We start from the raw sequence: 248 nt of genomic DNA on the forward strand, positions 1-248 counted from the left end.
CTCGTTTCCCGCTCCAATTTAAAGCATCGGCGATAGCGGATGTTGGTCTTAAGACCTAAATATTCTGGCGCGTTAACAAAGCGGTTATGTAGCGGATTGCAAATCCGTCTAGTCCGGTTCGACTCCGGAACGCGCCTCCAATATTTATGCCCGGGTGGTGAAATCGGTAGACACAAGGGATTTAAAATCCCTCGGCGTACGCGCTGTGCGGGTTCAAGTCCCGCCCCGGGCACCATTGATAAATCAAT

Annotated in this window: 2 tRNA genes; both read left to right on the plus strand. The window is 51.2% G+C overall.

Annotation, left to right across the window (positions count from 1 at the left end):
- Positions 1 to 66 precede the first annotated feature (66 nt).
- Positions 67 to 140: transfer RNA gene (locus tag H0247_RS07830), tRNA-Cys, on the plus strand.
- Positions 141 to 148: 8 nt separating this feature from the next.
- A tRNA-Leu gene (locus H0247_RS07835) sits at positions 149 to 235 on the plus strand.
- Positions 236 to 248: the final 13 nt, after the last annotated feature.

The sequence above is a fragment of the Pectobacterium sp. CFBP8739 genome (genome assembly GCF_013449375.1).
GTDB lineage: Bacteria > Pseudomonadota > Gammaproteobacteria > Enterobacterales > Enterobacteriaceae > Pectobacterium.